22 protein-coding genes are annotated in these 18,338 nt (G+C 73.0%); 8 read left to right on the top strand and 14 right to left on the bottom strand.

The window, feature by feature from the left end; genetic code table 11:
• The 10 genes from RGE_RS23465 to RGE_RS06400 form a co-directional block, all read right to left on the bottom strand.
• A complete protein-coding gene (locus tag RGE_RS23465) occupies positions 1–954 on the bottom strand; it encodes a GNAT family N-acetyltransferase (RefSeq protein ID WP_014427507.1) in 954 nt (317 codons plus the stop codon).
• An 11-nt stretch (positions 955–965) separates the two neighbouring features.
• The gene (locus tag RGE_RS23070) at positions 966–1,502 is read right to left on the bottom strand and encodes a GNAT family N-acetyltransferase (RefSeq protein WP_014427508.1); all 537 of its coding nucleotides are present in this window, start codon (positions 1,500–1,502) and stop codon (positions 966–968) included.
• 10 nt (positions 1,503–1,512) lie between these two features.
• Positions 1,513–2,055: an AAA family ATPase gene (locus RGE_RS06365; protein ID WP_014427509.1), complete on the bottom strand. Its 543-nt coding sequence runs from the start codon at positions 2,053–2,055 to the stop codon at positions 1,513–1,515.
• Between the two features lie 4 nt (positions 2,056–2,059).
• The gene (locus RGE_RS06370; protein ID WP_014427510.1) at positions 2,060–2,905 is read right to left on the bottom strand and encodes a GNAT family N-acetyltransferase; all 846 of its coding nucleotides are present in this window, start codon (positions 2,903–2,905) and stop codon (positions 2,060–2,062) included.
• Complete coding sequence (locus tag RGE_RS06375; RefSeq protein WP_014427511.1) at positions 2,902–3,426, bottom strand: GNAT family N-acetyltransferase; 525 nt, start codon at positions 3,424–3,426, stop codon at positions 2,902–2,904. The genes RGE_RS06370 and RGE_RS06375 overlap by 4 nt, the downstream gene beginning before the upstream one ends.
• Positions 3,427–3,502: 76 nt before the next feature.
• On the bottom strand, positions 3,503–3,835 hold the full coding sequence (locus tag RGE_RS06380; protein WP_014427512.1) for a YnfA family protein: 333 nt from the start codon (positions 3,833–3,835) through the stop codon (positions 3,503–3,505).
• Positions 3,836–3,894: 59 nt separating this feature from the next.
• The gene (locus RGE_RS06385; RefSeq protein ID WP_014427513.1) at positions 3,895–4,173 is read right to left on the bottom strand and encodes a hypothetical protein; all 279 of its coding nucleotides are present in this window, start codon (positions 4,171–4,173) and stop codon (positions 3,895–3,897) included.
• Positions 4,174–4,325: 152 nt separating this feature from the next.
• Positions 4,326–4,793: a GNAT family N-acetyltransferase gene (locus RGE_RS06390; protein ID WP_014427514.1), complete on the bottom strand. Its 468-nt coding sequence runs from the start codon at positions 4,791–4,793 to the stop codon at positions 4,326–4,328.
• Entirely contained in the window at positions 4,790–5,422 is a 633-nt protein-coding gene (locus tag RGE_RS06395; protein WP_014427515.1) for a glutathione S-transferase family protein, read from the bottom strand. Before RGE_RS06395 ends, RGE_RS06390 begins: the two co-directional genes overlap by 4 nt.
• A 30-nt stretch (positions 5,423–5,452) precedes the next feature.
• Positions 5,453–6,028 (bottom strand): GNAT family N-acetyltransferase, encoded by a 576-nt coding sequence (locus RGE_RS06400; RefSeq protein WP_014427516.1) that lies wholly within the window; start codon positions 6,026–6,028, stop codon positions 5,453–5,455.
• A 186-nt stretch (positions 6,029–6,214) separates the two neighbouring features.
• On the opposite strand from RGE_RS06400, the gene RGE_RS06405 reads away from it, so the two are divergent.
• The 3 genes from RGE_RS06405 to RGE_RS06415 all read left to right on the top strand — a co-directional run bounded on the left by RGE_RS06405 (position 6,215) and on the right by RGE_RS06415 (position 8,556).
• Positions 6,215–7,027, top strand: a complete 813-nt coding sequence (locus RGE_RS06405; protein ID WP_014427517.1) for an ABC transporter substrate-binding protein — start codon at positions 6,215–6,217, stop codon at positions 7,025–7,027.
• 70 nt (positions 7,028–7,097) lie between these two features.
• On the top strand, positions 7,098–7,853 hold the full coding sequence (locus RGE_RS06410) for an amino acid ABC transporter permease (RefSeq protein WP_014427518.1): 756 nt from the start codon (positions 7,098–7,100) through the stop codon (positions 7,851–7,853).
• Between the two features lie 4 nt (positions 7,854–7,857).
• Positions 7,858–8,556: an ABC transporter permease subunit gene (locus tag RGE_RS06415; RefSeq protein WP_014427519.1), complete on the top strand. Its 699-nt coding sequence runs from the start codon at positions 7,858–7,860 to the stop codon at positions 8,554–8,556.
• Between the two features lies 1 nt (position 8,557).
• On the opposite strand, the gene RGE_RS06420 is transcribed toward RGE_RS06415, so the two are convergent.
• The 3 genes from RGE_RS06420 to RGE_RS06430 form a co-directional block, all read right to left on the bottom strand.
• On the bottom strand, positions 8,558–9,403 hold the full coding sequence (locus tag RGE_RS06420; protein WP_014427520.1) for an undecaprenyl-diphosphate phosphatase: 846 nt from the start codon (positions 9,401–9,403) through the stop codon (positions 8,558–8,560).
• Between the two features lie 133 nt (positions 9,404–9,536).
• Entirely contained in the window at positions 9,537–9,980 is a 444-nt protein-coding gene (locus RGE_RS06425) for a DUF2721 domain-containing protein (protein WP_014427521.1), read from the bottom strand.
• A 118-nt stretch (positions 9,981–10,098) separates the two neighbouring features.
• Positions 10,099–10,968, bottom strand: coding sequence for a hypothetical protein (locus RGE_RS06430; protein ID WP_043814301.1), 870 nt, complete (start codon positions 10,966–10,968; stop codon positions 10,099–10,101).
• 118 nt (positions 10,969–11,086) lie between these two features.
• On the opposite strand from RGE_RS06430, the gene RGE_RS06435 reads away from it, so the two are divergent.
• The 5 genes from RGE_RS06435 to RGE_RS06455 are packed head-to-tail and all read left to right on the top strand — an operon-like array spanning position 11,087 to position 17,054.
• Positions 11,087–14,257, top strand: a complete 3,171-nt coding sequence (locus tag RGE_RS06435) for an error-prone DNA polymerase (protein ID WP_014427523.1) — start codon at positions 11,087–11,089, stop codon at positions 14,255–14,257.
• Between the two features lie 54 nt (positions 14,258–14,311).
• Positions 14,312–15,016, top strand: a complete 705-nt coding sequence (ypfH, locus tag RGE_RS06440) for an esterase (RefSeq protein WP_014427524.1) — start codon at positions 14,312–14,314, stop codon at positions 15,014–15,016.
• A 13-nt stretch (positions 15,017–15,029) separates the two neighbouring features.
• Positions 15,030–15,815 carry a peroxide stress protein YaaA gene (yaaA, locus tag RGE_RS06445; protein WP_014427525.1) on the top strand — a complete coding sequence of 262 codons (786 nt, stop codon included), beginning with the start codon at positions 15,030–15,032 and terminating at the stop codon, positions 15,813–15,815.
• Between the two features lie 32 nt (positions 15,816–15,847).
• Complete coding sequence (locus RGE_RS06450) at positions 15,848–16,165, top strand: ExbD/TolR family protein (RefSeq protein ID WP_014427526.1); 318 nt, start codon at positions 15,848–15,850, stop codon at positions 16,163–16,165.
• A 49-nt stretch (positions 16,166–16,214) separates the two neighbouring features.
• Positions 16,215–17,054, top strand: a complete 840-nt coding sequence (locus RGE_RS06455; protein ID WP_014427527.1) for a 2OG-Fe(II) oxygenase — start codon at positions 16,215–16,217, stop codon at positions 17,052–17,054.
• 6 nt (positions 17,055–17,060) lie between these two features.
• Here RGE_RS06455 and RGE_RS06460 read toward each other — a convergent pair whose 3' ends face one another.
• Positions 17,061–18,332: an MgtC/SapB family protein gene (locus RGE_RS06460; protein ID WP_014427528.1), complete on the bottom strand. Its 1,272-nt coding sequence runs from the start codon at positions 18,330–18,332 to the stop codon at positions 17,061–17,063.
• Positions 18,333–18,338 lie beyond the last annotated feature (6 nt).

Here is an 18,338-nt window from a genome sequence, read left to right on the forward strand (position 1 = left end):
TCACTCCGGGGCGCGGCGTGCATCCTCCCGCACCCAAGCGTACAGCGTCGTGTCGCGTGGCCCGCCGCCGAGGTTGGGGCGTCGAGTCGCCCTAAGCATCACGCCTTCGAGCTCCAGTCCCAGGCGTTCGAGCAGCCGGCGCGAGCGCAGGTTGTCGACGTCGGCCGTGGCCCGGATGCGCACGATCTGCGGCTGGCTGCGCAGCCAGGCGAGCACCGCGCCGGCGGCTTCGAACGCCAGGCCGCGCCCCCAGGCGCCGCGTGCCAGGAAGTAGCCGAAGTCGGCCTCGTGGCCGTGCGGGCGGCAGGAGATCGTGCCGACCACCGCGCCGTCCCTGCCTTCGACGATGACCCACTGGAACTCGCGTCCGGCGTCCCAGTCGCGCACGGCGGCGGCCAGATGACGGCAGACGTCCTGCGGCCCGGTCGGGCGTGGCCAGTCGAGATGGCGCATTACCTCGGCGTCGTCGGCGGCAGCGAACAGGGCCGCGGTGTCGGCCAGTGCGACCCGGCGCAGGCGGGCGCCGCTGGCTAGTTCCAGGCCTTCGGGTGGCTGCGGCAGCGCCTCGTCTCCGTCCGGCGCGACGACCTCGACCTTGATGCGGTCCGGATCCTCGCAGTACATCGCGTAGTAGCCGGGGCCGCCGGCAAAGGGGTAGCGGTCTTCGTAGAGCAGCGTGTGGCCGGCCGCGCGCGCCCGGTCGCGCAACGCATCGACCTGCGCGCGCGACGCCGCCTGGAACGCCAGGTGGTTCAGGCCGATGCGCTGGCGGTGATAACCGGCGGCGAGGTGTTCGGCCGGCGCCTGCAGGAAACAGAGGTAGTGGTCGCAGTGCAGGTAGTTGACGCCGCCGGACCAGGGCGGGACCTGCCAGCCCAGTGCCTGCATCAGCGGTGTCCAGAAGACGGTGGAGCGATCGAGGTCGCCGACGTAGAGCTCGACGTGATGCAGCATGGAGCCTCTCTTCAGATGCCGTCGTCCAGCCGCGCCAGCATCAGCCGGTAGTCGCGGCGCTCGCCGAGGTCGATGAAGCCGCAGCGCGCGTACAGGCGGCGTGCCGGGTTCTCGGGGTGCACGGTCAGCGACACCTGCCGCACGCCGGCTGCGCGCGCTGCGGCCAGCGCGCCGCGCATCAGCGGCTCGCCCAGGCCGCGGTGCTGGAACGGCGGCTCCAGCGCGATGCCCAGCTGCGGCGTCCGTTCGTCGACCCAGGCCAGGCCCTGGCCGTCGGCCACCCGGCGCATCCAGCAGGCGCCGGCGTCGACACCGGCTACGCGCAGGACGACGCCGACGTCGCCGGGGCGGCCCCAGTCTTCGGCGTAGATGCGCACGGCGGGCAGCTGCAGCACCTCGATCGGGCGCGGGCCTGCCGGCGGCGGATCCCAGAGCGCGACGTGCAGCCAGTGCCACAGGCGGGGCTGGTCGGCGGCGACCAGCGGGCGGAGCTCCAGGGGCGGCGGCTGTTTGCGGCCGTCTTCGGGGGCGGTCGGGGCGTCGTCCATCGCGCCGAGCTTAGCGCCGGGCTTCGCCTTGCGGCGGCCGGGCCCGCAGCCAGGCCTGGGCCTCGCGCGGCGTGCGCAGCTCGTGCCAGCGCAGGCCGGCCCAGCGCGGGTCGGCGCGCAGCTCGGCGTAGCGGGCGCGGTTCTTCGCGAAGGTCTTCAGCGACCACAGCAGGATGCTGTCGCGCGACAGGAAGGCCTTGCGAAAACTTTCGCGGTTGCCGGCCCAGAGTTCCCGACGGCCGGCGACCCGTGCGACGGTGCGCCTCAGCACCCGCGGCCAGACGACGTGGCGGCCGTAGTTCAGCCAGACGATGTCGGTCGCACGTGGCCACAGCACGCCGCGCGCGACGCCGTAGTTGCCGTCGGCCACCCAGGCCTCGCCGGCCACCGCCTCGGCGACACGGGCGCGGAAGTCGTCCGGATCGCGCGCGGTCCAGCCGGGCAGCCAGTACAGCGCGTCGAGTTCGACCCGCGGCACGCCGAGCCGCGCCGCGAGCCGTTTCGCGAAGGTCGACTTGCCGGCGCCGCTGGTGCCGATGACGACGACGCGCATCGGCTCAGCCGCCTTGGCGGCCGCCGGTGGCGATCGACAGGAGCGCCAGTTCGACCCGCTCGACGGCCTGTTGCCGCCGCCAGAAGGCCGGGCCCTCGGTGTTGTCGGCGAAGACCATCAGGTGGCACTTGCCGATGCCCTGGGCCTGCAGCGCCGCCAGCGCGGCGTCCAGCAGCGCGCGGCCCAGCCCGCGGCGGCGCCGGCCGGGTGCGACGGCCAGATGGTGGATCAGCCCGCGCCGGCCATCGTGGCCGCAGAGGATGGTGCCGACGAGTTCGCCGCCGTCCTGCGCAACGAAACTCAGCCCCGGGTTGCGGCGCAGGAAGGCGGCCAGCGCCGCCGGCTCGTCGGCTTCGCTGAGCCCGATGCCGGGGATCGTTCGCCACAGCGCCAGCGCGGCCGGCAGGTGGCGGCGCTCGAACGCGACGACGGTCGGTGTCGTGGCGCCGAGCCCGGGCCGCACGGCGCGGCAGACGGCTTCGAGCCGGTGGCCCTCGGGGTCGACGACGAAGGCGGCGTAGTAGTCCTCGCCGTAGTCCGGCCGCCAGCCCGGCGCGCCGTTGTCGCGGCCGCCGTGCGCCAGCGCCGCGGCATGGAAGGCCTCGACCGCGGCGTGCGTGGCGGCGCCGAAGGCGATGTGCTGCCCGGGGATGTCGCCAGCGGACCTCGCGACCTGCTTCAGCGCCAGCACGTCGCCGCCGCCCGGCGGCCCGTAGCCGACGGCCTGGCCGGTCTCGCCGGGGCACAGGTCGGTCCAGACGCGCACATGGCCCAAGCTGCCGAGCACGGCGTCGTAGAAACGTGCCGCGCCTTCGATGTCGTGCACGCCCAGCGAGAGATGGTGGATCACGTCGCGGCTCCGGAGGCGGGCGGGCGGCCGGCCCGGTGGAACACCAGGTCGCCGGCGTCGTAGCTCTGCAGCACCGGCGCCACGGCTGGCGGCACCTCGACGTAGCCCGCGCGCCGCAGCAGCGCCTGACAGCGCCGGTTGGCCGGCAGCGTGGTGGCCCAGAAATCGACGTCGCCGGCCTCGCGGCGCAGTTCGTCGTGCAGCCAGGCCAGGCCTTCGCTGGCGTAGCCGTTGCCCCAGACCGCGGGCGCGAACAGGAACGCCACCTCGGCGACGCGGCCGACGACGGTGGCTTCCAGCCGGCCGAGCATGGTGCGCGAGTCGGCGTGGCGCACGAGGTACTGGAACCAGCGCTGGCCGGCCGGCGGGCCGGCCAGCGCACGTTCGAGGCCGAGGCGGAACTCGGCGGCCGACGGCACGTTGCCGCCGATGTGTTCGTAGACCGCCGGGTGGCGCAGCACGGCGGCCAGTTCGTCCAGGTGCTGCGGTCGCAGCGGGGTGATGCGCAGACGCGAAGGCATCGGGCGATTCTGCCGCCGCTGCGTGTGCGGGCCGGCGCCGCCCCTTCAGCAAGGGGCCCGGGCTCAGGCGGCCGCCTCAGCCGCGCTGCCAGCCCCAGGCGATGACCGCCATGCCGGTCAGCGCGATGGCCGAGCCGGCGAGGTCCCAGGCCGAGGGCCGTACGCCGTCGACCAGCCAGAGCCAGACGACGGCGGTGGCGACGTAGACGCCACCGTAGGCGGCGTAGACCCGGCCCGAGGCCGCCGGGTGCAGCGTCAGCAGCCAGACGAAGGCCGCCAGCGCCGCGGCCGCCGGCAGCAGCACCCAGGCGCCGGCGCGGCCCTGCAGCCACAGCGCGGGCAGGAAGCAGCCGGTGATCTCCATCAGCGCGGTGGCGACGAACAGGGCGGCGGTGGTGGCGAGGTTCACGGCGTGCGGCGGGGCTGCGGACGCCGCATCCTAGGGCCGGCCCGCCGCCGGCGCCGGCCTCAGGTCTCGGCGCCGCCGCGGGCCTCGAACTCCAGGCCGCCGACGACCCGCGCCAGGCCGTTGTAGAGCAGGCAGCCGACGGCGGTGAGCGCGTAGTTCAGCAGCACGTAGGCCACCGCGGCGACGAGCAGCAGCGTCGGATCGAGCGTCATCGGCGCGCCGTAGGCCATCGCGATCGCGGCCACCGGCAGCAGCGCGACCAGCGCCATCGTGGAGACGAGCACCGCCAGCACCTTGGCGTTCTGGTGCGGGGACAGACGGGCAACCTGTTGCTTCATGGAGGACTCCGGAACGGGGCGCGGGACATCCGCATCCGACGCTGCGAAGGCTAGGCAGCCGGCCGGTGCCCGGCCATCCGCCCAGCGGCGGGATCGGCCGGCCTGCGGGCGAGGGCACCCGCTCGGGCGGATGGCAGCGCCTCACGCGGCGCTCAGAGCGCCAGGGTCATGAAGACGCTGTGCGGGTCGGGCCGGTAGTCGCCGAAAGGCCCGCAGGGCACGAAGCCGGCGCTGGCGTACAGCCGGTGGGCCGGCTCGAAAGCCGCCGTCGAGCCGGTTTCCAGGCTCAGCCGGCGGTAGCCGCGCTGGCGCGCGACGGCGATCAGGTGCTCCAGCATCGCGCGGCCTGCGCCGCAGCGGCGCCGCGCGTGCGGCGTGCGCATCGACTTGATCTCGCCGTGCGCCGGGTCCAGCTCGCGCAGCGCGCCGCAGGCCAGCAGCGTGTCGCCTTCGCGCACGGTCCAGAAGGTGATGTCCGGGCGCTTGAGCCGCGAGACGTCGAGCGCGTGCACGCTCTCGGCGGGCGACTGCGCGTGCATGTCGCGCAGATGCTCTTCCAGCAGCGCGCGCACGTCCTCGCGGGCCGGGTCGTCGGGCGCGATGCGGCGCGTCGGCGTCATGCCGACTGCACCGTGCCGTCGCCGTGCGGCGCGGCCTGGAACTCGGGCAGGGCCTCGGCGGCGGCCGACAGCGCGGCCAGCTGCGGGTAGCGCCCGGCCGGCAGCAGCTCGGGCAGCATCTGCTGCATGAAGTGCCAGCCGACGGCCGCCGTCACCGCCGCCTGGCGCAGCGCGTCGCGTGCGGCCGGCAGCGGGGCGCGTTCGAGTTCACGTTCGAGTTCGCCGCAGGCCGCCTGGAGCTGGCCGGTGACGCGTTCGACCCAGGGCGCGTGCTGCTTCTCGGGCGGGCGCAGGCCGCGCTCGTAGACGATCTGCACGCATTTTTCCAGCGCCGCCAGCGCCAGGCCCAGCAGGCGCAGGTCGCGGGCGCGCGCCGCCGGGTCCTCGGGCATCAGGCTGCGCGGGCGTGCCAGCGCCTCGGCGTAGTCGAGGATCAGCGTCGAGTCCATCAGCACCGTGCCGTCGTCGGCGATCAGCGTCGGCGCCTTGACGACCGGGTTCAGCGCGGCGAACTCGTCGAACTGTCGGAACACCGACACCGACCGGTGTTCGAACGGCAGCCCGAGCAGCTGCAGCGAGACGGCGACACGGCGCACGTAGGGTGAGTCGAGCATGCCGATGAGCTTCATCACGGTCCTCTCCGGTTGGGGCCTCCGACTCTAAGCGGCCGGTGGCGGGCCCGCCAACCGGGAGCCCGCCAGCCGCGCCAGCATCAGCAGATCGTGCGGCTGGCCGCCCCACCAGGCGACTTCGCGCAGCCGGCCTTCGTGCTCGAAACCCAGCCGCTGCAGCAGCGCCAGCGAGGCGCGGTTGCGCTCGTGCACCTGGGCCTCGAGGCGGTGCAGCTGCATCGTCTCGTGGCCCCAGGCGAGCACCGCCTGCAGCGCTTCGTGCATCAGGCCCTGGCCGCAGGCCGCTCGCGCCAGCTCGTAGCCCAGCGTGCACTTGCGCCAGCCGCGGTTCCAGGCGAAGAGGCCGCAGCTGCCGATCAAACCCGCCTCGGGCGCGTCGCGCCGCACCAGGCCCCAGCGGGTGCCGGGGTTGGGCTGGCGGCGCCAGCCGGCGAAAGTCTCGACCAGCGCCCGGGCCTGCGCCAGCGTGCTGATCGGGTCGGTGCCGAACCACTTCATGTGCTCCGCGTCGCCGTGGATCGCCAGCAGCGCCGGCGCGTCGTCGGGGCCGATCTCGCGCAGCAGCAGGCGCGGGGTTTCGAGGGTCGGAAAGGCTGTCGTCATCGCGGTTCGTCGTGGCCGAGGTCGATTCTGGCGCGCGGCACCGCGCCGGCCGCAGTGGAGATGCATCGTGTATGCATATTCCAAAATGCAATAAAGATGGTCTTGTATGCGGGTTTACGATTATTAGGAGCCTCTCGTCTAGACAAGCCGTTGCGGGAGGTGCAACGCATCTGAGGAGAAGAACACATGAAATACGTCCGTCCGCAGGCCCTCGCGCTGGCCGTGCTCGCCCTGGCCGCCAGCGGCGCCTGGGCCGACCGGCTCGACGACATCAAGAAGGCCGGCGTGCTGCGTGTCGCCGCCTTCGACGCCAACCCGCCCTTCGGTTTCGTCGACGCGAAGACGAAGAAGATCGTCGGCCTGGACGTCGACTACGCCGAGGCCTTCGCCAAGAAGCTGGGCGTCAAGCTGGAGATCGTGCCGACCAACCCGGCCAACCGCATCCCGCTGCTGGCCTCGAACAAGGTCGACCTGGTCTTCGCCAACTTCACGATCACCGAAGAGCGCGCCAAGGTCGTCGGCTTCAGCATCCCGTACTTCGCCTCGGGCACGCAGTTCATCGCCAGGAAGGGCACGCTGAAGTCGCCCGAGCAGCTGAGCGGCCTGCGCATCGGCGTCGACAAGGGCACGACCAACGAGATCCAGCTGCGCGAGAAGTACCCGAAGGCGACGCTGGTGGCCTACGACGACACGCCGTTCGCCTTCACCGCGCTGCGCAACGGCAACGTGCAGGCCATCTCGCAGGACGGCCCCAAGCTGATCGGCCTGCTGGCCAACGTGCCCGACCGCGACAAGTACGAGATCCCGCCGTTCGCGATCTCGCAGGACTACATCGGCGTCGGCATCCCCAAGGGCGAGACGGCGCTGACCGAGTTCGTCAACAAGACGCTGGTGGAGTTCGAGGCCGACGGCCGCGCGCAGAAGATCTACGACACCTGGTTCGGCCCGACGACCAAGACGCCGCTCAAGCGCATCTTCAAGATCGGCGACAAGACCTGAACCCGGGCGGCGCCGCCGCCTTGAACCCGCCGGGCCCGCCTTGCCGCGCGCCCGGCTTTCGCACTTCCGGATGGACTGGTTACCCCCCGCGCTGCGCCAGGATCTGCTGGCGCCCAAATACCTCGGCTGGCTGCTCGACGGCTGGTTGATGACGCTGTGGACGACGGCGATGGTCGTCGTCGCCGCGACGCTGCTCGGCGCGCTGCTGGCCGCCGCGCGCGAGAGCGGCCGGCCGGCGCTGACGCGCGCCACCGGCGTCTACCTCTCGCTGTTTCGCAACACGCCGCTGCTGGTGCAGCTCTTCTTCTGGTACTTCGGCCTGCCGGCGCTGCTGCCCGAAGGCCTGTTGCCGTGGCTGAACACGCCGCACGAGCTCGCCCTGGGCGGCCTCGTGCTGCGTTGGCCCTCGTTCGAGTTCCTGGCCGCGGCGGCCGGGCTGGTGTTCTATTCGGCGGGCTACGTCGGCGAGGACATCCGCTCGGGCCTGAGAGGCGTGCCGGCCGGCCAGCGCGAAGCGGCGATCGCGCTCGGCCTGACGCCGTGGCAGGCGCTGCGCCACGTCGTGCTGCCGCAGGCGCTGCGCATCGCGCTGCCGCCGCTGCTGGGCCAGTACATGAACATCCTGAAGAACACCTCGCTGGGCATGGCGATCGGGCTGCTGGAGCTGTCCTACCGCACCCGCCAGGCCGAGGCCGAGACCTGGAAGACCTTCCAGGTCTACGGCGTCGCGACGCTGCTCTACATCGTCGCCATCGTCGCGCTGCAACTGCTCGGCCAGGTGCTGCAGAGCCGGCGCCAGCGCCGCATCGTGGCGGCGGGGAGCTGAGGCGATGGACTTCTCGTTCCTGCAGGACGACCTGGGCTACCTGCTGTGGGGCACCTTCCCCGACGGCCCGCCCGGCGGCGCGCTGCTGACGCTGCTGCTGTCGGCGGGTTCGGGCCTCGCCTCGGCGCTGCTGGGCCTGGGGCTGGGCGTGTCGCTGGTGATGCTCGACGGCGCGGCGCTGGCGCTGCTCAGCGCGGTGCTGGGCCTGCTGCGCGCGATCCCGGTGCTGATGCTGATCTTCTGGACCTACTTCCTGCTGCCCATCGTCTTCGGCCTCGACGTGCCCGGCGTGCTGTCGGTGATGGTGGCGCTGGCGCTGGTCGGCGGCGCCTATCTCGCGCACGCGGTGGCCGCCGGCATCCGCGGCATCGGCGGCGGGCAGTGGGCGGCGGGCATGGCGCTGGGCTTCACGCGCTGGGGCGCGCTGCGCCACGTCGTGCTGCCGCAGGCGCTGCGCATGATGGCGCCGTCGTTCATCAACCAGTGGGTCACGCTGATCAAGGACAGCTCGCTGGCCTACATCGTCGGCGTCGGCGAACTGTCGTTCCTGGCGACCCAGGTCAACGCCCGGGTGATGGTGCACCCGACCGAGGTCTTCCTCTTCGTCGGCGCCGTCTACTGGCTGCTGTGCAGCGCGCTGGACTGGGCGGCCGGCGCCGCGGCGCGTGCCGCCGGCCCCGAGGCCCGCGCGGCCGCCGGCTGAATCAGCCCTGCCAGAGCACGAAGCCGGCGGCCGCCAGGCAGTAGGCGCCGAAGAGGTGCCAGCGGCCCGACTCCAGCCAGCCCGACAGCCAGCGCAGCGCCAGCAGCCCGGCGAAGAAGCTCAGCACCATGCCGATCAGGCCGGGCGTCAGCGTCTGCCACAGCGACGCGCCCGAGGCCTGCGGCGCCAGCGCGTGCGCGCCGAGCAGCCGGTGCGCTTCCTTGACGATGACCGCCGGCGTCAGCACGACGGCCAGCGCGAAGCTGAACTCCTCGGCGCGGCGGCGCGCCACGCCCATCGCCAGCGCGGTGGAGATCGTCGCCCCCGAGCGCGAGAAGCCGCGGAACGGCAGGCACAGCCCCTGCACCGCGCCGACCAGCACCGAGCGCCACAGCGTCAGCCCGCGGTTGGAGCGTTCGGGGATGAAGGACGAGCCGATGATCAGCAGCCCGGCGGCGGCCAGCGCCGCGGCCATCAGCTTGGGGTTGCCGAACAGGTGCTCGATCTCGAAGCCCGGGTCCGAGCCCATCACCGCGTGCTTGATCAGCGCCAGCAGCCCGAGGCCGACGATGCCGGTGGCCGCGGTCGCGGCGAGCACGATGACGGCGTTGTCGCGGAACGCGCTCCACGAGCGGAAATAGGCGTACTTCCAGCTGCGCCAGAAGTACAGGATGACGGCGAACATCGTGCCGGTGTGCAGCATCACCAGCAGCATCGTCATCTCCGGCGACGTGGGGTCCAGCCCCATCAGCTTCTCGGCGGTGATGACGTGTGCCGAGCTCGACACGGGCAGCAACTCGGCCGCGCCTTGCACGGTGGCCAGGACGGCGATCTGGAAGAAATCCATCGGTATCGGGAGCAGGGTGTGACAAGGGCCCGGACCTGCGCCGGGCGCGGCGCCGGGGGCACCGGCGGCGCGGCATTGTCGGCCAGCCGCTCGACGCGGCCGGCGCGCGGGACTCGGTGAGCCTCGGTGAGCGTCAGTGCGGCCGCTTCAGCGTGATGCGCACCGTCTGCGTCGCCAGGTGCACCTCGCGCAGAAAGTAGGCCAGGCCGACCAGCAGCGCCAGCGTCGCGGCGGTGAACAGCAGGCCGACCAGGCCGCGCAGGCTGATCTGCAGATAGACCTCGACGAAGAGCGCGGCGATGACGGTGCACACCAGCAGCGCGGCGCTGGCGCAGGCGGTGATCGCGGCGCCGGCAAAACGCCGGCGGCGTTCCAGCGTCTGCAGTTCCAGCGTCAGATAGGGCTCGGCCACCGGCGGCGGGCCTTCGGTCAGCTTGCGCCCGCGGTCGATGATGCGCGCCAGCCGCGAGGCCATCACGTTGAGCATGCCGGCGATGCCGGTCAGCAGGAACACCGGCGCCAGCGCGAGCTGGATCGCACGCGGCACGTCGCCGAGGGCGGAGGAGGGGTCGATCATGGTCGATCGGGCGCTCGTGTTGCGGGGAAGCCGGCCGTCGAGCGCTGGGCTTCGGCTGCCGGAACGTCGAGCCTCGAACGGCTCAGCGCGCGATTCTGGCCGCTGCCGGCGCCGGCCGTCAGCGCTTCTGCGCCGGACGCATCGTCTGCTGCTGGCGGGTGGCCGTCTCGATCTGAAGCTTGCCGTCGTGCGTGTCGGTGACGAAGGTGATCGTCGCTTCCGACACGCTGCTCATCATCGTCTGCGTCGCCACGTCGTAGTTCAGCGTCCCGTGGCCGCTGCCACCGGCTTGCAAGGCGACTGCGTCGTCCCCCTGGAGCGACAGCGTGTAGACCATGTCGATCTCCGCGACCCCGTCGTGGACGTCGAGCAGGCGCTGGTGGGCCGTCATCTGCATGTCCAGGGGCTTCATGCCCGGGACCGGCATCGTCATCTTCAGGTGCTGCGGCACCGTCTCGCCACGGCGCAGTTGCACGGGTTCCCACGACGGGATCTGCTGCATCATGGCGGTCATCAACTGTTGCAGCATCTCGCGCTGCTGCGGCGTCGCGTTCTCGACCTCGGTCTCGACCGACGCCGGCACGATGTGGCCGTCGGCGGTCAGCGTCCCGCGGACCTTCAAGCCCTGCAGCGGCACCTTGACCGGCAGGGCCTGCTCGCGGCCGTCGGGCAGCTTCAGCGCCGAGCCTTGCGCCACGACCTCCAGCGTCATGCCGTAGCTGCCGTCGGCGGCCGGGGCGCCGGTCGTCGCGTGGAGCGTCTGGCGCTGCTGCAAGGTCGTCGTGAATGGGAAGACGACGGCTTGCGCCTGGGCCTTGGCCATGATGCCCCTGTCCTCCAGCACCCGCACGGTGGTCCGGACTTCGACCACGGACTCCAGCACCTGATCGCGGTTCGGTTGCGGCCGGTAGTCCAGCTCTACGATGTCGGTGGCTGCCCAAACCGGGCCGGCGGACAGCGCAAGACAAAGCAGAAGGGGACGCAGCATCGGGTTCCTTCAAGGGAGGCCGTTCGATTCTGCCGATCGGGGCGGGGCTCCTGCGGCCTGCTTCCTTCGGGAGAAGGAAGGACTCGTGATACTGTATGAATAAACAGTTTTTCGCGCCGTGTCCGCCCTCCCGCCCTACGCCGAGCTGCACTGCCGCAGCAACTTCAGCTTCCTCGTCGGGGCCTCGCACCCGGAGGAGCTGGTGGCGCGTGCGCACGAGCTGGGCTACGCGGCACTCGCCATCACCGACGAAGGCTCGCTGGCCGGCGTCGTGCGCGCGCATGGCGAGGCCGAGCGCCTGGGGCTGAAGCTGATCGTCGGCGCCGAGATGCGGCTGGCGCCGCCGCCCGATCAGCCCGACGCCGACGAACCGCGCCTCGTGCTGCTGGCGCAGACGCGCCGCGGCTACGGCAACCTGGCGCACTGGATCACCGTCGCGCGCCGGCGGGCGGCCAAGGGCGAGTACCTGGCCTGGCGCAGCGACCTCGAAGGCGGCGTGCCGACCGCGCCTTTTCTCGCCGGGCTGCCGGGCTGCATCGCGCTGCTGCTGCCCGATGCCGAGCAGCCGCTGGAGACGGTGTTCGCGCACGCGTCCTGGCTCAAGACCTGGTTCGGCCCGGAACGCGCCGGCGTCGCGCTGGAGCTGCTGCACCACGCCGACGATGCCGATCTCGCCGACACCGTCACGCGTGTCGCGACCCAGGCCGGGCTGCCGGTGGTCGCCGCCGGCGGCGTGCTGATGCACACCCGCTCGCGCAAGCCGCTGCTCGACGTGCTGACGGCCACCCGGCTCAAACGCCCGGTGGCCGAATGCGGCTTCGAGCTGGAGCCCAATGCCGAGGCCCATCTGCGTCCGCGTGCGCGGCTGGCGGCGCTGTACCGGCCCGAGTGGCTGGCGGCGACGCTGGCCATCGCCGAGCGCTGCAGCTTCACGCTGGCCGAGCTGAAGTACGAGTACCCGCGCGAGATCGTGCCCGAGGGCCACACGCCGACCTCCTGGCTGCGCGAGCTGACCGAATCGGGCGCGCGCCGGCGTTTCGCGGCCGGCGTGCCCGACGCGGTGCGCGCGCAGATCGAGCACGAGCTGGCGCTGATCGCGCGCCTGGGCTACGAGCCTTATTTCCTCACCGTCGCCGACATCGTTCACTGGGCGCGTGACCAGGACATCCTCTGCCAGGGCCGCGGCAGCGCCGCCAACTCGGCGGTCTGCTACTGCCTGGAGGTCACCGCGGTCGACCCGTCGAAGTCGACGCTGCTGTTCGAGCGTTTCATCAGCGAGGAGCGCAACGAGCCGCCGGACATCGACATCGACTTCGAGCACCAGCGCCGCGAGGAGGTCATCCAGTACGTCTACCGCAAGTACGGCCGCCACCGCGCCGCGCTGACCGCGGTCGTCATCAGCTACCGGCCACGTTCGGCGCTGCGCGACGTCGGCCGTGCGCTCGGGCTGGACCTGGACCGCATCGAGTCGGTCGCACGCGGCCAGCAGTGGTTCGACGGCCGCCGCATCGACCCCGAACGCTTGCGCGAGCAGGGCCTGGACCCGGCGGCGCCGCTGTGCCGGCTGTGGGTCGAGCTGACCGAGCAGCTGATCGGTTTCCCGCGCCACCTGAGCCAGCACCCCGGCGGCTTCGTCATCGCGCGCGACGAGCTGTCGCAGCTGGTGCCGGTGGAGAACGCGGCGATGGAAGGGCGCAGCGTCGTGCAGTGGGACAAGGACGACCTCGACGCGCTCGGGCTGATGAAGGTCGACCTGCTGGCGCTGGGCATGCTGAGCGCGATCCGGCGCGCGCTGGACTTCGTCGGCGCCAAACGCGGCGCGCCGCTGGCGCTGCACCAGATCCCGCAGGACGAGAAGACGGTCTACGACATGCTCTCGGCCGGCGACAGCATCGGCGTCTTCCAGGTCGAGAGCCGGGCGCAGATGAGCATGCTGCCGCGGCTGAAGCCCCAGCGTTTCTACGACCTCGTCATCGAGGTCGCGATCGTGCGTCCGGGGCCGATCCAGGGCGGCATGGTGCATCCCTACCTGAAGCGGCGTTGCGGCGAGGAGCCGGTCGACTACCCCAGCGCCGAGGTCAGGCAGGCGCTGGAGCGCACGCTGGGCGTGCCGATCTTCCAGGAGCAGGTGATGCAGCTGGCGATCCTGGCCGCCGACTTCACGCCCGGCGAGGCCGACCGGCTGCGCCGCGCGATGGCGGCCTGGAAGCGCAAGGGCGGGCTGGGGCCGTTCTACGAGCGCCTCGTCGGACGCATGGTCGCCAAGGGCTACACGGCCGAGTTCGCCGAACGCATCTTCAAGCAGATCGAGGGCTTCGGCGAATACGGCTTCCCCGAGAGCCACGCGACCAGCTTCGCGCTGCTGGTCTACGCCAGCGCCTGGCTCAAGCGCCACCACCCCGACGCCTTTCTCGCCGCGCTGCTGAACAGCCAGCCGATGGGCTTCTACGCTCCGGCGCAGCTGGTGCGCGACGCACGCGAGCACGGCGTCGTCGTGCGCCCGGTCGACGTGTTTCGCAGCGACTGGGCGACGACGCTGGAAGACGAGGCCGCGGCCGCCGGCGCGCCGCCGGGGTTGCGTGCAGTGCGGCTGGGTTTGAGCCGCGTCACCGGCTTCCCGCAGGACGCGGCCGAGCGGCTGGTCGCCGCGCGCACGGCCGACGGCGCCTTCGCCTCGGCCGAAGACCTGGCGCGGCGCGCCCGGCTGGACCGGCGTGAACTGGCGTTGCTGGCCGACGCCGGCGCCCTGGCGGCGCTGGCCGGCCACCGCCACCAGGCGGCCTGGGCCGTGGCCGGCATCGACGCCCGCGCGACGCCGCTGCTGCGCGCCACGCGCACCGAGGAGGCCGCCATCGCACTGCCGGCGCCCGGCGCCGCCGAGTCGGTGCTGGCCGACTACCGCGCCACCGGCCTGAGCCTGGAGCGCCACCCGCTGGCGCTGCTGCGCGAGCAGCTCGCCGCCTACCGCGTGCAGCCGGCGGCGGTGCTGCGCGACTACCCCTCGGGCCGGCTGGCGCGTGCCAGCGGCCTGGTCACGCACCGCCAGCGGCCCGGCACGGCCAAGGGCGTGGTCTTCGTCACGCTGGAAGACGAGACCGGCAGCGTCAACGTCATCGTCTGGCCGGCGGTGGCCGAGGCCCAGCGCAAGCCGCTGCTGGGCAGCACGCTGCTGACGGTCTACGGCATCTGGCAGCGTGAAGGCGAGGTGCGCCACCTCGTCGCGCGCCGGCTCGTCGACCACACGGAGCTGTTGAAAGGCTTGCAATCGCGCAGCCGCGACTTCCATTGACGGGCATGCGGCGCGCCGCGCGCAGACCCGGCCACGAACGCCGACAATCGCGGGATGCACCTCGCGATCGAATCCTTGCCGGCCCAGGGCGCGCCCGAACAGCTGGTGCTGCTGCTGCACGGCGTGGGCTCCAGCGGCGCATCGATGGCCGCGCTGGCGCAGGCGCTGCGCCACGAGTTCCCGCAGGCCGCGCTGCTGGCGCCCGACGCGCCCGAGGCCTTCGACGGCGGCGGCGCCGGCCGCCAGTGGTTCTCGGTCGCCGGCATCGACGAAGCCAACCGCCCCGAGCGGGTCGCCGAAGCGCTGCCGGCGCTGTGGAGCTGGGTGCGCGCCGAACAGCGCCGCCTGGGCGTGCCGGCGCCGGCCACCGCGATCGCCGGCTTCTCGCAAGGCGCGATCCTGGCGCTGGAGACGGCCGCGCAGTGCGACGGCCTGGCCGGGCGCGTGCTGTCGTTCTCGGGCCGTTTCGCCCGCCTGCCGGCGCGGGCGCCGCGGCTGACGACGCTGCACCTGTTCCATGGCGCCACCGACGCGGTGATCGACGCCGCGCACGCTCGCCGCGCCTTCGAGACGCTGGCCGGGCTGAACGGCGACGCCACGCTGGACGTCGCCGAAGGCCTGGGCCACGTGCTGCACCCGGCGCTGGTCGACCGGGCGATCTTCCGCCTGCGTCACCACATCCCGGCGCGCACCTGGGCCGAGGCCCTGGGCTCGGCGCCGCCGGGCGCGCTGGCCGACGACGACGAACCGCTGCACTGACCTTTCTCCGCCGATGCTCTACCTGCTGTCTCCGGCCAAGCGCCTGGACTACGAAACCCCCGTGCCCGCCGCCGTCGCGAAGAAGGCGAGCGACCCGCTCTTCGTCGAGCGTGCCGCCGAGCTGATCGAGGTGATGCGTGCCAAGACACCGGCCGAGGTGGCGTCGCTGATGTCGCTGTCGGACCCGCTGGCCCAGCTCAACGTCGCGCGCTACGGCGCCTGGGAGCCCGAGGCGACGGCGGCCAACAGCAAGCCGGCGGTGCTGGCGTTTGCCGGCGACGTCTACGAAGGCCTGGACGCCGGCTCGCTGGCCACCGCCGATCTCGCCTGGGCGCAGCAGCACCTGGTCATCCTCTCGGGCCTGTACGGCGTGCTGCGGCCGCTGGACCGGCTGCAGCCCTACCGGCTGGAGATGGGCACGGCGGTGGCCACCGCGCGCGGCAAGGACCTCTACGCCTTCTGGGGCGACGCGCTGGCCGAACACCTGAACGAGCGCCAGGCCGACGAGGCCGCGCCGGTGGTCGTCAACCTGGCGTCGCAGGAGTATTCGCGCGCCGCGTTGCGCCCGGCGCTGAAGGCGCGTGTCGTCGACTGCGTCTTCGAGGAGTGGAAGCAGGACCGCTGGCGCATCGTCAGCTTCTACGCCAAGCGTGCGCGCGGGCTGATGGCACGCTGGGCGATCCAGCAGCGCATCGGCACGCCGTCGCGGCTGAAAGGCTTCGCCGCCGAGGGCTACGCCTTCGACGCCGAGGCGTCGTCGCCCGACCGGCTGGTGTTCCGCCGCCGCCAGGGCGAGTGAGGGCCGCACGCCGCGGCCGTGGAGTGTTCCGAATGACCGTCATCCGTTCGCTGTCCGGGCTGCTGGCCGCCGCGACGATCGCCGCGCTGGGCGGCTGCTACGTTCCGTCGCACGTGCCGCATGCGCTGCTGGAGGTGTCGGCCGACGGCGCCTACAAGCTCGAAGGCCTGCCGGTCGACACCGCCTCGCTGGCCGCCGCCGTGGCCGAGCACAAGGCCCCGGGCGCGGCCCTGGTCGTCGAGATCAAGGTCACGCCGGGCGCGCCGATGACGGCCGTCGACGCCGCGGTGGCGACGATCGAGAAGTCCCAGGCGCGCGTCGCCTTCGTCGGCGCCACCGCCGCGCGCTGAACGCCGCGGCGCGGGTTCCGCGCGGCCGGCGGCGCGGCAGAATCACGCCATGAGCTCCCAGACCGTCACCGCCGAGCTGCGGCGCTGGATCCTGTCGCAGGCCCAGGCCGGTTGCCGCTCCGAGGACCTGCTGGCGTCGATGATGCGCAGCGGCTGGTCCGAGGACGTGGCGCTGGCCGCGCTGGAGGCCACGCTGGCCGAACGGGCCGGCGCCGCCGCCCCGCTGGCCGCCGCGGCGGTGCCCGAGCCGGCACTGGACGGCGCGCCCAACCGGCTGCACACCCTCGACCGCGAGGTGCGCGTGCTGGCCGTGATGTCGCTGCCGCGCGTCGTCGTCTTCGGCGGCCTGCTCTCCGACGAGGAATGCGACGAACTCGTCGCGCTGGCGCGGCCGCGGCTGGCACGCTCGGAGACGGTGGACAACAGCACCGGCGGCAGCGAGGTCAACGCCGCGCGCACCAGCGACGGCATGTTCTTCGAGCGCGGCGAGAAGCCGCTGATCGAGCGCATCGAGCGCCGCATCGCCGAACTCGTGCGCTGGCCGGTGGAGCGTGGCGAAGGCCTGCAGGTGCTGCGCTACCGCCCCGGCGCGCAGTACAAGCCGCACCACGACTTCTTCGACCCGGCGCACCCCGGCACGGCCAACATCCTGCGCCGCGGCGGCCAGCGTGTCGGCACCGTCGTGATGTACCTGAACACGCCCGCCGGCGGCGGCGCGACGACCTTCCCCGAGGTCGGCCTGGAGGTCCAGCCGGTCAAGGGCAACGCCGTCTTCTTCAGCTACGAGCGCCCGCTGGCCTCGACACGCACGCTGCACGGCGGCGCGCCGGTGCTCGACGGCGAGAAGTGGGTGGCGACGAAGTGGATGCGCGAAGGCGTCTTCGCCTGAACCCGCTCAGCCGGCGGCCAGGCGGCTGACGGCCCACCAGGTCGCCCAGGCGGCGCCGGTCGAGGCGGCCAGCGACGCGGCGACGACGCTGCCGAAGCGCGTGCCGCCGGCGACGAAGGCCGTGATCGAACGGGTCACCGCGTTCGTCGAGATCGCCACCAGCACGCCGTAGGCCGCGGCCTGCAGTTCCAGCCGGCCTTCGCCGGCCAGCGCGCCCAGCGCGGCGCAGGCGGCGTGGGCGTCGGCGATCGCCGTCAGCGCCGCGCCGGCCAGCACGCCGGCGTCGCCGAAATGGCGCTGCGCCCAGCCGACGCCGAGCGACGCGGCGGTCAGCAGCACCGCCACCAGCAGCGCCTCGCGCGGGCGCAGCGGCCCGGCCTTGGACGACTCGGGCGCCGTGCCCTTGGCGCCGCGGGCGCGCCACAGCCCGGTGCCGGCGGCCACCGCAGTGGCCACCAGCGCCGGGGCCGCGACCAGCGCCGCCAGCGGCGGCGAGGTCGCGGTCAGGATGATCAGCCCCAGCACCCAGGTCGCCGAGGTCGACAGCACCGAGCCGGCTTCGCAGGCGCGCGCCAGCGCCGGCTCGGCGCGCACGCGCGTGCCCATCGAGGCGATCGTCGCGGTGCTGGAGACGAAGCCCGACAGCAGCCCCGACAGCGCCATGCCGGCGGCGGCGCCGAAGAAACGCAGCGCGACGTGGCCGGCGGCCTGCAGCACCAGGATCAGCGTCGCCAGCAGGCCCAGCGTGCGCGGCTGCAGCCCGCCCAGCCAGGCCACCGGCGTCGCCGGCAGCAGCGGCAGCACGACCAGCACCAGCGCCGCCAGCAGCAGCGCGTCGTGCAGCTCGGCTTCGGTCAGCACGCGGGTCGCGAAGCGGTGCAGCCGCGCCTGCGCCGCCAGCAGCACGGCGATGACCACCGCCGCGCCGCCGCCCACCAGCGGCAGCTGCATCGACACCACGCCGACGAGGTAGGTGACGAACAGCGCCAGCTCGGTCGTCATGCCCGGGTCCCGGCTGCGCTGCACGACCTGGCTGCGCCAGTAGGCCACCGCGGCCAGCGCCAGCACCGCCAGCGCGCCGCAGGCCACGACCAGCGGCTCGCCGATCACCTGGGCGAAGGCGCCGGCCAGGCTGGCCAGCGTGAAGCTGCGGATGCCGGCGGGCTCGCGGTCAGGGCCGCTGCCTTTGCGCCGTTCGCGCTCCAGGCCGATCAGCAGCCCGCCGCCGAGCGCCGAGACCAGGCCCAGCGCGGCCGGGGTGGACGAGGGGTCGAACACCGCCCG

Source organism: Rubrivivax gelatinosus IL144, assembly GCF_000284255.1.
GTDB classification, from domain to species: Bacteria; Pseudomonadota; Gammaproteobacteria; order Burkholderiales; family Burkholderiaceae_C; genus Rubrivivax; species Rubrivivax gelatinosus_A.

Excerpts from the sequence above, each read along its gene's own strand:
- yaaA (WP_014427525.1), top strand. The coding sequence starts at position 15,030 with ATGCTCTACCTGCTGTCTCCGGCCAAGCGCCTGGACTACGAAACCCCC.
- RGE_RS06375 (WP_014427511.1), bottom strand. The coding sequence starts at position 3,426 with ATGCCTTCGCGTCTGCGCATCACCCCGCTGCGACCGCAGCACCTGGAC.
- RGE_RS06455 (WP_014427527.1), top strand. The coding sequence starts at position 16,215 with ATGAGCTCCCAGACCGTCACCGCCGAGCTGCGGCGCTGGATCCTGTCG.
- RGE_RS06450 (WP_014427526.1), top strand. The coding sequence starts at position 15,848 with ATGACCGTCATCCGTTCGCTGTCCGGGCTGCTGGCCGCCGCGACGATC.
- RGE_RS06420 (WP_014427520.1), bottom strand. The coding sequence starts at position 9,403 with ATGGATTTCTTCCAGATCGCCGTCCTGGCCACCGTGCAAGGCGCGGCC.
- RGE_RS23070 (WP_014427508.1), bottom strand. The coding sequence starts at position 1,502 with ATGGACGACGCCCCGACCGCCCCCGAAGACGGCCGCAAACAGCCGCCG.
- RGE_RS23465 (WP_014427507.1), bottom strand. The coding sequence starts at position 954 with ATGCTGCATCACGTCGAGCTCTACGTCGGCGACCTCGATCGCTCCACC.
- RGE_RS06415 (WP_014427519.1), top strand. The coding sequence starts at position 7,858 with ATGGACTTCTCGTTCCTGCAGGACGACCTGGGCTACCTGCTGTGGGGC.
- RGE_RS06385 (WP_014427513.1), bottom strand. The coding sequence starts at position 4,173 with ATGAAGCAACAGGTTGCCCGTCTGTCCCCGCACCAGAACGCCAAGGTG.
- RGE_RS06365 (WP_014427509.1), bottom strand. The coding sequence starts at position 2,055 with ATGCGCGTCGTCGTCATCGGCACCAGCGGCGCCGGCAAGTCGACCTTC.
- RGE_RS06390 (WP_014427514.1), bottom strand. The coding sequence starts at position 4,793 with ATGACGCCGACGCGCCGCATCGCGCCCGACGACCCGGCCCGCGAGGAC.
- RGE_RS06405 (WP_014427517.1), top strand. The coding sequence starts at position 6,215 with ATGAAATACGTCCGTCCGCAGGCCCTCGCGCTGGCCGTGCTCGCCCTG.
- RGE_RS06395 (WP_014427515.1), bottom strand. The coding sequence starts at position 5,422 with ATGAAGCTCATCGGCATGCTCGACTCACCCTACGTGCGCCGTGTCGCC.
- RGE_RS06400 (WP_014427516.1), bottom strand. The coding sequence starts at position 6,028 with ATGACGACAGCCTTTCCGACCCTCGAAACCCCGCGCCTGCTGCTGCGC.
- RGE_RS06410 (WP_014427518.1), top strand. The coding sequence starts at position 7,098 with ATGGACTGGTTACCCCCCGCGCTGCGCCAGGATCTGCTGGCGCCCAAA.
- ypfH (WP_014427524.1), top strand. The coding sequence starts at position 14,312 with ATGCACCTCGCGATCGAATCCTTGCCGGCCCAGGGCGCGCCCGAACAG.
- RGE_RS06430 (WP_043814301.1), bottom strand. The coding sequence starts at position 10,968 with ATGCTGCGTCCCCTTCTGCTTTGTCTTGCGCTGTCCGCCGGCCCGGTT.
- RGE_RS06425 (WP_014427521.1), bottom strand. The coding sequence starts at position 9,980 with ATGATCGACCCCTCCTCCGCCCTCGGCGACGTGCCGCGTGCGATCCAG.